Consider the following 11,554-nt stretch of genomic DNA (forward strand, 5'->3'; position numbering starts at 1 on the left):
ATAAACAGGAGTGCTTTTGATTTTATCGTTTGTGTTCCTTTACCATTTCCAGATGGGGGATGCCCGCATCTGGAAATTCTTCGCCGGATGTAACGCGGTATCCTTGTTTTTCGTAAAACGGAACCGCCTGCGTCTGCGCATGTAAGAGAAAGCTGTCGGCGCCCTTGGCTGCCGCCGCTTTTTCAAGCGCCTGCATAATGACGGCTCCGACGCCTAAAGAACGATGGCTTTTCATCACGCAGATGCGTTCTAATTTTCCATGCCCGTCTTTTATGCGCCATCTGCCGGCTCCGACCGGCTGGCCGCCGTCATATATGACTATATGTTCTGACGTGTCCTCGAATTGATCAATCTCTTCTTCTTCCGGAACGTGCTGTTCTTTAACAAAGACCTCTTTTCTGACGAAAAAAGCGTCGTTTAGCTGTTTTTCAGTTTTTGCGATGATGGATTCCAAGCAGTTATTCTCCTCCGCCTAATAAAAATGTTTCGTACACAGTCCATGAGCCGTTATCCAGCTGATAGAGCAGGTGAAAACGGTCGATGACTTCTTCGTGGGAAATGTCCTGCATTTTCAGCTGTCCGAGTACGTCGGAATGTTCATCTGACGACAGCTTCTGGCCGACCGTGACATGCGGAACGAAGCTGTATTCCGGCTCGCCGGATAATGTTCCTGAGTAGCATTTCTCACTCAGAGATTTTAATTCCTCCGTCGGTTCTGCTTTCATATATATCACATTATTCACAGGAGAAAACGAGCTGTATTTTGTGATTTTCAGAACGAGCGGATGCGACTCTTTCGCCGTCTGTCTCAGCTGTGATACGACCTGCTCGATTTCCTGTTCTGTCGCTTCAAACGGATCTCTTACCGTCAGATGCGGCGGAATGAGCGCGTAGCTCGGGTCGTAGCGTTTCCGGTACGAATTTGCGAGATCCTGTAATTTTTTTGATGGAAATAAAACAATACCGTATTTCATGAAAGTTCCCTCCTTAAATGAATGGTTACAGCATTTTTTTCAGCGCCGGCGTGATGAGCGGCTGCCAGTAGGTCCATTTATGATCCCCGTCGAAGGTTTCATACGTGTATTCGGACTGTTTGCTTTCTAGCAGCTGTTTGAGCTCTTCGTTCGGCGCGGTGAAATCAAGAACCTGGCCGTCCGTCGTGTGAACGCCGGTTTCTTTTTCTCCGATTTGATGATAAACGGAAATCTGTTTGAGATCCTCCGACTGCCGGACGGCATCCAGCACGTGCCCGTCAACATACGGAGACTGCATGATGACGTTTCCAAACATGTTCGGATAGTCAATCGCCGTCATGAGCGAAACGGTTCCGCCGAGGGAATCCCCGATCATGGTGCGGCCGTATCCGACTTGATAAGTCGGGTATTCTTTGTCGATAAAAGGAACGAGCTCATTGGCGATAAACCGCTTATATGAGGCGAACTTAGAGCCTTCTGGATGGTATGTGTTTCTTCGCTCCCGCACATTTTTATAAGGGACGCCGATAATGATGCAGCGGTCAATTTCCCCTTTTGACATAAGCTCTTCCGCCTGCCGCCCGATTCTCCCTAATCTGAAATAATCATGGCCGTCCTGAGCGATGACCGTATGATATTTATACAGGGGGGAGAAGGTGGCGGGCAGGTAGACCAAAACGGTCATTTCCTCTTCAAGCTCATGGGAGAAAAGTTTTTTCTCATGAATGATTCCGTTTTTCGATGCCACTTCGCATTCCTCCAGGCCGCTTCTTGTCTTGATGGTTTTTTCCTATTGTACCATGAATTATTAGAAATTTCTTTTTTCAGGTGCACTTCTTGCGAGAGTTCAGATAAATAAAAAGTTGTTGAAATCCATTTTATTGTGCGTTAATATAGAACAATCAGAAAATACAAAACAATATTCTTATCACGAGAGGTGGAGGGACTGGCCCTTTGAAACCTCAGCAACCGGTTTGCTTTGCCGCGGGAAGGCAAAGTGCCAAGGTGCTAAATCCAGCAAGCGATTCACATGCTTGGAAGATAAGAGGAAGAGAAAAGCTCCTTCTTCTTATGAAGAGGGGGCTTTTTTATTTTTGAAAAAGGATGGTGCTTACTGATGACGCAGCATGTTGATACAAAATTAGCCCAAATCGGAAATAGAAGCGAAGAAGCAACGGGAACGGTCAGTCCGCCGATTTATCTGTCCACCGCTTACCGCCATAGAGGAATAGGAGAATCTACAGGTTTTGATTACGTGCGCACGAAAAACCCGACACGCCAGCTCGTCGAAGATGCCATCGCCGTGTTGGAAAACGGTGCGAGAGGATTTGCCTTCAGCTCGGGAATGGCAGCCATTCAAACCATTATGGCTTTATTTAAAAGCGGGGATGAATTGATTGTATCCTCCGATTTATACGGAGGTACGTACCGTTTGTTTGAAAACGAATGGAGAAAATACGGCTTAAGCTTTATTTACGATGATTTCAGCGATGAAGACTGTTTACGCTCCAAAATAACGGAGAACACGAAAGCGGTATTTGTTGAAACACCGACAAACCCGTTAATGCAGGAGGCGGACATTGAAAAAATCGCCAGGATTACGAAAGAAGCCGGCCTGCTTTTAATTGTGGATAATACGTTTTATACCCCGGTGCTACAGCGCCCGCTTGAACTGGGAGCGGACATCGTCATTCACAGCGCCACAAAATATTTAGCGGGGCACAATGATCTCCTTGCCGGTCTGGCTGTCGTTAAGGATGAAGAGCTCGGCGAGATCATGTTTAATCACCAAAATGCGATCGGAGCGGTTCTTTCGCCGTTTGATTCGTGGCTTTTAATGAGAGGGATGAAAACACTCGCACTCAGAATGCGCCGTCATGAAGAAAACGCCCGTGAACTTGCAGAATTTTTAGAACAGGAAGAAGAAATCGCCGACGTGTTATATCCCGGAAAAGGCGGGATGCTGTCTTTCCGGCTGCAAAAAGAGGAATGGGTCAATCCGTTTTTAAAGGCGCTGAAAACGATCTGTTTCGCAGAAAGTCTCGGCGGGGTGGAAAGCTTTATTACATACCCCGCGACACAGACGCACATGGATATTCCGGAAGACATCCGTATCGCAAACGGTGTCTGCAACCGTCTGCTGCGTTTTTCAGTGGGCATTGAACATGCAGAAGATTTGAAGCGGGATGTCAAGCAGGCATTACAGCAAGTAAAAGAGGGGGCCGTATCATATGAGTAATCACAATTGGACGCTGGAAACCCAGCTTGTGCACAATCCATTTAAAACAGACGGAGCCACCGGAGCCGTCAGCGTGCCGATCCAGCATGCTTCCACATTCCATCAGTCTTCATTTGAAGAATTCGGGACATATGACTACAGCCGCTCAGGCACACCGACAAGAACAGCGCTTGAAGAAACGATCGCAGGTCTTGAAGGCGGAACGAGAGGTTTTGCTTTCAGCTCCGGTATGGCGGCGATTTCGACGGCATTTCTGCTCTTATCCCAAGGCGACCATGTCCTCGTCACGGAGGATGTGTACGGCGGAACATTCCGCATGGTGACTGAGGTTCTCTCCCGTTTCGGGATCGAACATACCTTTGTCGATATGACGGATATCAACGAAGTGGCGCGGAATATCCAGCCGAACACAAAGGTCATTTATATGGAGACACCGTCAAATCCTACACTTGGAATTACTGATATTAAAGCGGTTGTCCAGCTTGCAAAAGAAAACGGCTGTCTGACCTTTCTGGATAATACATTCATGACACCTGCACTGCAGCGTCCGCTTGATCTCGGCGTTGATATTGTGCTTCACAGCGCAACAAAATTCCTGAGCGGACACAGTGATGTGCTGTCAGGCCTTGCCGCCGTAAAAGATGAAGAGCTCGGCAATCAGCTGTATAAGCTGCAAAACTCGTTCGGCGCCGTCCTTGGCGTGCAAGATTGCTGGCTCGTGCTGCGCGGCTTAAAAACATTGCAGGTCAGACTGGAAAAAGCGAGCCGGACGGCTGAGCGGCTGGCTGCCTATTTTGACGGGCATCCCGCCGTCAAAAACGTTTACTATCCCGGCCTTGCCGGACACCCGGGAGCCGATACCCATAAACGTCAAGCGAGCGGAGCGGGCGCCGTCCTGTCCTTTGAATTGGAAAGCAAAGAAGCCGTCAAAAAGCTGGTCGAAAACGTATCGCTTCCGGTATTTGCCGTCAGCCTCGGCGCCGTCGAGTCCATTCTCTCATACCCTGCAGCCATGTCGCATGCCGCCATGCCGAAAGCAGAGAGGGAGAAACGCGGCATCACAGACGGCCTTCTGCGCCTGAGCGTCGGAGTCGAAAACGCCGAAGATTTAGAACGGGACTTCGAACAGGCATTGAAAAAAATAACCCCCGCCCAAGTGAGATCATAAACGAAAAGGGCGCCGTCAATTTTGCGACGCGCCCTTTTTTTTATTTTAGATAAAAAAAGTGTTGACGAATGAGAAATCAGGATATATAATTATAAATGTCAGAGAGACAACAACATACCCAGCAACACATACATATCATGATTCCGTAGCTCAGCTGGGAGAGCGCTACCTTGACAGGGTAGAGGTCGCTGGTTCGAGCCCAGTCGGAATCATCAAGGGTTTCAGCGTGTTGGACACTTACTCGTGTCACACTGGAGTCACAAAAAAGAGGAGTCACAATTTAATGTGATTCCTCTTTTTGTTTGCCTTGTAAGATGCCACTGATAAATGTGGAAGCATCCTTCTGCATGTTTGGCATTAAATGTGAATAGGTGTTAAGTGTAACCTGGATATCTTTATGTCCTAACCTTTCTTGAACAACTTTAGGATGAAACTTTGTTAACAGTAAGGATGCATGAGAGTGTCTAAGGTTATGGAATGGGATATCAGGTAAATCAAGCTGCTTTAAATAAGCTTTGAACTGTCTTAAAAGGTTTCTTGGATTGATTGCATTCCCTGTATCTGTACATACAACTAAATCTCGGTCTGTATAGAGCCCTCCGCATAAGTTCTTCTCTTTCAGTACACGGCTTCGTTGTTTCTTCAGTATATGGATATCATGTTCTGATAAGTCGATGGTGCGTGTGCTTGTCGATGATTTTCCACCGTATTTTGTTTGGCCGCCAGAGTGTTCTAATGTTTGAACAATTCTCAAAACACCATTATTGAAGTCTATATCCTTAAAACGTAAACCTAAAATTTCACCTTGTCTAAGCCCGAAAGAAATCGCTAACCAAAATGCGATATAGTAACGACTGTTTTTAGTGTGATCCAGGAATAAAGACATCTGTTCCGCTGACCAAACTTCAACTTCTTTACGCTTAACTGATGGCTTCCTAACTTTTTCAACTGGGTTCTTTTTAATAAACTCATCTTGGACAGCTGTTTTCATTACATTGTTGAGTACGTGATATATCTTCTTTATTGTGGCAGCTGATAAGCCGGCATTAACTAACCTTGTTATAAATGCTTGTACCTTTTGAGTTGTTATATCGCTTAGTTTCATGCTTCCAAAGGCGGGGAGTATATGATTTTTCAAATTATAATGATAAACCTTTAGAGTTTGGTTGCTTACATCTGGAGTTTTGATGTTAAGCCAATACTCAACCAATTCCTTGAAGGTTGAATCATTATCTTTAAGAAGATCCCCAGAGTGATATAACTGGAGATCTTCTCTTAATGCTTCTTCTGCATCTTTCTTTAACTTGAACCCACTTCGTTTACGCTGCTTCCGTCTGCCGTTCTCGTCTTTCCCTATATCAAACACATAGTACCAATTGCCGTTTCTCTTATCTTTTTTTACTGATGCCATTAATCGTTCTCCTTTTTATTTTTACCAGCTAGGGCGCTCTCCCCACCCGGTATTGCTTTTTTCGTAACCTTCTTTTAATGCACTGATAACATGTTCCTTAGCGTCTTTATTGAACTTTGTTATATCTTTACGGAATAAAGAAACTAGAAATCGGAAGTTATCAGGGGAATCTCCCATTGATAACATCAGCTTATGAAGATTTTCGATGACTGTGCCGAATTCACTAGGATTTATCGTATAGTACCAATCAAGGTCGTTTTTAATCTCATTTATTTTTTTATTTATCATTTCATCATAGCTTGCATGTTGCTCTTGGATTCGTATAGCTTCAGCTTGTTCAAGTAAGTGTTTTTGGTACTCAGGATCATTCATTAACTCAATTTCCCGTTCGATCCAGGCTTCTTCTGCTGCCTTTTCAGCTGCTATTTTTTCAGGAGACTTAAAACCAAGAGCTTCTAAGTACATTTCTAAATTCTCTTCTGCGATTCCGAGCTTTCTAAATAGTTCTAATAATGTGTTGTAATCCGGATTCTTGTTGTGTCCATTTTCAATTTGACTAATGTACGCTCCGGACTTACCTAACGATTTTGATAGCTCTTGAGAATTGATCTTCTTTTTCTTCCTATAGTATTTGACCACTGATCCTAACTTGTTTTCTTCATCAATCTTAATATTATTATCCATGATTATAATGTCACCTCAAAAATAATCATAACATATGGTGAATAAAAAGAATATATTTATTATTTTCTTATGGATTACGATAAAACTTTAATAAAAATAAAAAAACTTTCATGAAAAGTATTGAAATATTAATGAGTGTGGTTTATGATTGGATTAACCCGAAAAGGAAAGGGTTAAACAGGAAACAGAAGAGAGGTGGACGGATGAACCAAGAGGAACTAAACCAAGAGCAACTGGAAGAAATCTTCAAAAAGGTTGCGCTTGATGTTCAAGATATTCGCAAAATTACTGGGGCTGGAAGAGATACAGCATATGCCCTTTGTAAGAGTGGGAAATTTCACGCAGTGCGGGTAGGGAAAAACAGAATCAAAGTACCAACAGAAGGTTTCAAAAAATGGTGGTACGGTGAGCAACAAATCGCTCAATAGGACATAACAGCAACACCGCAATACATAATCGCAATACATAACTTGTTCCATAAAACTGGAGGATGAACTATAATGAGATCATATGTTCTGTGTGAACTAAAAGAGATCCTATATTCAGATTCGGGTTAGTGGTGACATCGCCACTGTCTGTTGCTCTGAATTAGTGACACACTACAGGGGGTTATTCGGATGATAGCAAAAGAGAGAGAAGCTAAGAAACCAGAAGTAGATGCAAAGGTACGTCTTGAAATGTCAGATATTAATGAACAGTATGAACAAACTGACGCATTAATTGATCAATTAATCAACAGTAGCTGTTCGATTGAACGTGAATGGGCAGCAATGTATCAGATCAAACGTAAGCAAGACAGAGGCGAAATAAACGCACATCAGGCGCTTAAAGCAATTGGGAAGCTTGATCCCAAGTCTCAAGAAATGCGTGTATTCACTTACATAATTCCGTTGTATTACTACCTTAGAATGGCTGAATACTCAAATCTTGCAGAAATGTCGACAGTTGTTGATCTTGATTTTATTGAAAACAATGAACAGATTAAAAGCTCCTTTTATAACCGTCTGATGGCTTTGTTGGGCGCTTCAGCATTCAGTCAGAATAAAATGACTCAAGCTCGTTTTTATTGCTCATACGGCATTAATGTAACGAATATTGATAGGCTTGTCGCTTATAGCTATCTAACTTTGGGTAACACTTATTTGCTTGATGATTATGAAAAAGCAAAAGAATATTACCTGGCCGGTTTAAAACATACTGAGAATAACCCCTTGGCAAAATTACAGCTAACTAGAAGCCTTTGTTTCTTGGAAAACCATTGGAATCAAGAGAACTTTTGGCTAAACCCTGATTCAAATGAAGTTACAGATATCCAAGAAATTGCACATTATCACATCAAAAAAAACAACTTGCAACAGGCTAAAGAAATATTGGAGAACTTAGAGCAGCAACCGAATATTCATAATGACTTTGGCATTCATTTTTATCTAAAAGGACTAGCTTATGAAGATAAGAGATTCTTTTATGAGTCTATAAAACACTTTAAGCTGTCCGGCGATCTATACAGCGTACGCTTACCTTTGGATAAATTAAGGGAAATGGGTGAGGACGAGCAGATTTTGGATTTACTTGCCCTTTAAATCGCGCGATATCACTTGAAAGGAGGTGAAAACTATATGAAAAAAGTATTTATCGGTCTTACTATCGTAGCTTCATTGGCTGTTGGTTTCGTTGCAGGTCAACAAACAACTATTCATAGCGCATCAGGGGAAGGAACATTCCATGTAGCAGGTTTTGGACGTGGTGCGTAAGCATTACATATCCATTTGAAGGGGTGAGCGATTCGTTCACTCCTTCTCATTACATATTTTTAGGATAAAAATAAAATAAGTGAATAAAAGGAGAAATGTTATGACAAACGAATTATCAACAGAGTTCAAATATGATTTAGTCGATCAATCAACAGCTGAATTTCTGAAACAGAAAGAATTCAACATGCGTGAGATTGTAGGCAAGGCTTATACCGAGCTAGGAAGAGAGCTGAAGGAAGCGCAAGAAATGCTCGCTATGAATGGGTACGGGTGTTTTGAGGAATGGTGTATGTCTATAGGAATTAATAGAAAGGCAGTTAATAGGTTAATACAACGATATGAATTGATTGTGACAAATTGTCACAATCAAGAATTAATAGAAGACCTACCTGTTTCTCTAACATATGAAATAGCTAAACCTTCATCAGAATCAACAGAGTCAAAGAAACAAGCTAAGGAAGCAGTCCTAAAAGGTGAAGTCAAGACATTAAAGGAATACAAAGAGCTTGAAGCTAAGTTGAGGAAAGCTGAAGAGGATAATAAGAATCTTAGTTATGAATTAAGCCAAGAAAAGAAGAACAGGACAGTTGTTGAAAAAGTCATTGATAACACTGACTACAAACAAATAGACACATTAAAAAAAGAATTAGAGTACAAAAATAAAAAATATGAAAACTTATCAAAACAAAAAATGATCTTAGAGCAACAACTTGAAAGCAGTGATGTGAAAGTAAAAGAATACGAGGAGCTAACAAACAAATTAAAGGCCGTAACAAGAGAACAGGATGATCTAGGGAGACAAGTTGAGGCCACTTCAGAGCTTTCTGAAATGGTTTGGGAGATTGAAAAACTACTAAAAGGTAGTTTAGCGCCTGTAAAGTATGCAAAGGCCATTAGGAATATGAGTGACAATCAAATTATAATGAACAATCTTGATTCTGTAATCGGGCATGTGGAATCCTGGTGCAAAGAAATGAGAAAAATTACGAATAAAAATAATATTATTGAGGTGGTTTAATGTGACGGAAGATATTTTTGATCTACAGGATGAGCTTAAAGAGGCTGAAATAAATTTAAAAGCTGTTGAAGAAAAACTAGTAGACCATGACATTCTAGTTCTGAGACGTGAGGAATTAAAGGAACAAATCACCGAAGTAAAACGGTTGATCTCTAATCATCCTGACAATAAAGGGGAGAGATGAGCGCTCTGATGAATTCGCATAAGAAACACCTTGAAGAAAAACAATGTTCCCTCAAGGTTTTGCAAAAACAAATTGATGAGGTATATGAATTAGAGCCAAGAAATGCACTCGAACTCGAACGAAAAAAGGTTGTATTGAAACGAGAAATTGAAGACTTAAAACAATTGATTAAAGGTGAAAACAGAACTGTATTAGACATTGTTATCAGTGGAATGCTTGATGGACAATACTACGAACATATGAAAAAAGTTTCTGGCTATACTGTGGATTACATAATTGATGACTGTATAGTCATGGAATATGTAGAAGAAACAATTACAAATGACTACTGGGAAAGAGTTAAGGCTATTAAGAATGAACTATGGAACAATATCCTAGAAGAGTCGCCATACTTGGAGAGTAGAGAAATTGATGAGCATGTATTTTATATTCCAGTGAGAAAGGGATATGAGGGTGAAGGGATAAGAAAATTTATTAGTGTTTTTCAAAATCTAATTGGCAATGAGATTACTCTAATATTCAAAAAGGAGAGTAATAGATGACAGCAAGAAGAAGTGTGCGTATCGACTTAGCAGCATCAGCAAACGGATTTAAACGGATCAGAGAAGATAAGTCGCTTTATTATAACCAAAAACATAATGCAATACTTAGCACGAATGGTCACATAGCAGAGGTTATTAGTCCTCAACCATATGATTCAGTGGTTATTGGGCTGCCTTACATATTGCGTGATGGTGTTTGCAAGAAAGTTACATACAGAAAATCAACGGAAAATTTAAAAAATGACATAAGAATAATGCTTGAGAACCTGGATAAATTCTCATCTAACGGTTTTCATCAAATGACTGTTACAGAACGATTTGATACCGGTTTAATCAAGCTATCTTCTTCATATTGTCCGGAAGCTTACGCTGATATATCGAAGTTTAACGGTAGGAATGTGGAGAGTGGGGAGCAACTGTGGTGCAAACTTGAAACAAATGAAAACAGAGCGCCGATTGTTACAGCTATTGAAAACAGTAAGCCGTCAGAATACTTGAATTTAATTTAAAAGGAGAGAATGCTTATAAAAATTGAGGTTTTAACATCAGGAAAAACGTTCAAGAATTATAAAGTGCTTTGCAGAGAACTTGGGCTAGAAGTAAAACGTTCAGGGGATAGTCGAAAAGCGCAGTTTAAAGAACTAGAACGGTACTGTACATATAGCAAAGTTGGTCATTCCATAATTATAGAGGAAGTCTTTGAGCAGCCTCTTCAAAAAATGAAACGGCAGGGGAATAACACTGTTTATAGTGAACTGTTACAGCTCCTTATATTGGATATGCTTGCCCAAAGCAAGAATGGAAACATGTCTATAAGTAAAGGACGATTAATAAAATCAGTGAGCTTGGTTAATCAAAATTATAAGTATTGCTTTGAAAAAAGAAAGTCTCTAGCTAGATATGCAAACACGGATACAGAAATTGTGAAAGATTTTTACGATAGTAGCAATAATAGCTTCAAGAAAGCGGTTGTACAAGCCCTAAACAAGTTAGTTGAGAAAAGGCTAATCATGTATGACGTTATTACTAAGGTTTGTGAAAAGGGGAAATTCAGACCACGTAAAGCGTCCTCGGCCGAGAAGAAAATGATTATGGCATGCGAGAAAAAAGTGCTTGATGAGCTTGGTTATAAAGAATTAAGTCATGTGCGTGTATCAAGGCACTGGAATGAATTTAAACGGAGATCGGAGACTCTATTAAAAGAATGTAGCAATCTCAAATATTACTTTGCTGCTTATGACATCACCGCAAATGATAAATACATTGAAAATGAGTGTGAGGAGCTCATTGGTTTTCTGTTGAAAGAAATTGAGCGGGTTGACTATAAGGAGAAACTGAATCATACAGCTTGTTCAAAGTTATTGAAAAATGCGGAAGGTAGACACAAAAAGTCGTATTCAATATTTAGAGAAAACAATTATAGAATCAGTGAAAATTACATTCGTGACTTCAAAAAGCTAATTGACCTCCTTATAAATGAGGACGCTGAGAGTATAAGCGATGAAATTGAACAGATGGAAGCCCAAGATGATCTATCCTATGATATAGCGCAGTCTTTGCCAAGTGGTCTATAAAAAGTAACG

At 40.9% G+C, this 11,554-nt stretch carries 15 protein-coding genes, 1 tRNA gene and 1 riboswitch; of the genes, 11 read left to right on the plus strand and 5 right to left on the minus strand.

The window, feature by feature from the left end; all coding sequences use genetic code 11:
* Positions 1-22 precede the first annotated feature (22 nt).
* The 3 genes from NYE38_RS05975 to NYE38_RS05985 are packed head-to-tail and all read right to left on the minus strand — an operon-like array spanning position 23 to position 1,722.
* A complete protein-coding gene (locus tag NYE38_RS05975) occupies positions 23-454 on the minus strand; it encodes a GNAT family N-acetyltransferase (RefSeq protein WP_340803036.1) in 432 nt (143 codons plus the stop codon).
* Positions 455-458: 4 nt separating this feature from the next.
* A complete protein-coding gene (locus NYE38_RS05980) occupies positions 459-974 on the minus strand; it encodes a YjcG family protein (protein ID WP_063636840.1) in 516 nt (171 codons plus the stop codon).
* Between the two features lie 25 nt (positions 975-999).
* Positions 1,000-1,722 carry an esterase family protein gene (locus NYE38_RS05985; RefSeq protein WP_007409075.1) on the minus strand — a complete coding sequence of 241 codons (723 nt, stop codon included), beginning with the start codon at positions 1,720-1,722 and terminating at the stop codon, positions 1,000-1,002.
* 174 nt (positions 1,723-1,896) lie between these two features.
* Positions 1,897-2,022, plus strand: a riboswitch (SAM riboswitch).
* Positions 2,023-2,091: 69 nt separating this feature from the next.
* Between NYE38_RS05985 and NYE38_RS05990 the strand changes: the two genes are divergently transcribed.
* The 3 genes from NYE38_RS05990 to NYE38_RS06000 all read left to right on the plus strand — a co-directional run bounded on the left by NYE38_RS05990 (position 2,092) and on the right by NYE38_RS06000 (position 4,593).
* The gene (locus tag NYE38_RS05990) at positions 2,092-3,213 is read left to right on the plus strand and encodes a methionine biosynthesis PLP-dependent protein (RefSeq protein WP_021495000.1); all 1,122 of its coding nucleotides are present in this window, start codon (positions 2,092-2,094) and stop codon (positions 3,211-3,213) included.
* Positions 3,206-4,381 carry a cystathionine beta-lyase gene (metC, locus tag NYE38_RS05995; protein ID WP_021495001.1) on the plus strand — a complete coding sequence of 392 codons (1,176 nt, stop codon included), beginning with the start codon at positions 3,206-3,208 and terminating at the stop codon, positions 4,379-4,381. The genes NYE38_RS05990 and metC overlap by 8 nt, the downstream gene beginning before the upstream one ends.
* Before the next feature lie 139 nt (positions 4,382-4,520).
* Positions 4,521-4,593, plus strand: a tRNA-Val gene (locus NYE38_RS06000).
* 68 nt (positions 4,594-4,661) lie between these two features.
* Here the strand turns inward: NYE38_RS06000 and NYE38_RS06005 are convergent.
* Both NYE38_RS06005 and NYE38_RS06010 read right to left on the minus strand, forming a co-directional pair.
* Positions 4,662-5,792: a site-specific integrase gene (locus NYE38_RS06005; protein WP_017417527.1), complete on the minus strand. Its 1,131-nt coding sequence runs from the start codon at positions 5,790-5,792 to the stop codon at positions 4,662-4,664.
* Between the two features lie 21 nt (positions 5,793-5,813).
* Complete coding sequence (locus NYE38_RS06010; RefSeq protein ID WP_017417528.1) at positions 5,814-6,476, minus strand: helix-turn-helix domain-containing protein; 663 nt, start codon at positions 6,474-6,476, stop codon at positions 5,814-5,816.
* Between the two features lie 203 nt (positions 6,477-6,679).
* On the opposite strand from NYE38_RS06010, the gene NYE38_RS06015 reads away from it, so the two are divergent.
* The 8 genes from NYE38_RS06015 to NYE38_RS06050 all read left to right on the plus strand — a co-directional run bounded on the left by NYE38_RS06015 (position 6,680) and on the right by NYE38_RS06050 (position 11,545).
* Positions 6,680-6,904 (plus strand): helix-turn-helix domain-containing protein, encoded by a 225-nt coding sequence (locus NYE38_RS06015; protein WP_017417529.1) that lies wholly within the window; start codon positions 6,680-6,682, stop codon positions 6,902-6,904.
* 189 nt (positions 6,905-7,093) lie between these two features.
* Positions 7,094-8,056, plus strand: coding sequence for an AimR family lysis-lysogeny pheromone receptor (locus NYE38_RS06020; protein WP_017417530.1), 963 nt, complete (start codon positions 7,094-7,096; stop codon positions 8,054-8,056).
* 36 nt (positions 8,057-8,092) lie between these two features.
* Positions 8,093-8,227, plus strand: coding sequence for a lysogeny pheromone AimP family peptide (locus tag NYE38_RS06025; RefSeq protein ID WP_017417531.1), 135 nt, complete (start codon positions 8,093-8,095; stop codon positions 8,225-8,227).
* Between the two features lie 100 nt (positions 8,228-8,327).
* Positions 8,328-9,245, plus strand: a complete 918-nt coding sequence (locus NYE38_RS06030) for a hypothetical protein (protein WP_017417532.1) — start codon at positions 8,328-8,330, stop codon at positions 9,243-9,245.
* A gap of 1 nt (position 9,246) precedes the next feature.
* A complete protein-coding gene (locus tag NYE38_RS06035) occupies positions 9,247-9,429 on the plus strand; it encodes a hypothetical protein (protein ID WP_017417533.1) in 183 nt (60 codons plus the stop codon).
* 8 nt (positions 9,430-9,437) lie between these two features.
* Complete coding sequence (locus tag NYE38_RS06040; RefSeq protein ID WP_223255053.1) at positions 9,438-9,971, plus strand: hypothetical protein; 534 nt, start codon at positions 9,438-9,440, stop codon at positions 9,969-9,971.
* Complete coding sequence (locus NYE38_RS06045) at positions 9,968-10,480, plus strand: hypothetical protein (RefSeq protein ID WP_017417535.1); 513 nt, start codon at positions 9,968-9,970, stop codon at positions 10,478-10,480. The genes NYE38_RS06040 and NYE38_RS06045 overlap by 4 nt, the downstream gene beginning before the upstream one ends.
* 9 nt (positions 10,481-10,489) lie before the next feature.
* Positions 10,490-11,545, plus strand: coding sequence for a hypothetical protein (locus tag NYE38_RS06050; protein WP_017417536.1), 1,056 nt, complete (start codon positions 10,490-10,492; stop codon positions 11,543-11,545).
* Positions 11,546-11,554 lie beyond the last annotated feature (9 nt).

Origin of the sequence: Bacillus sp. EU63 (assembly GCF_038592915.1) — a bacterium.
Lineage (GTDB): Bacteria > Bacillota > Bacilli > Bacillales > Bacillaceae > Bacillus > Bacillus velezensis.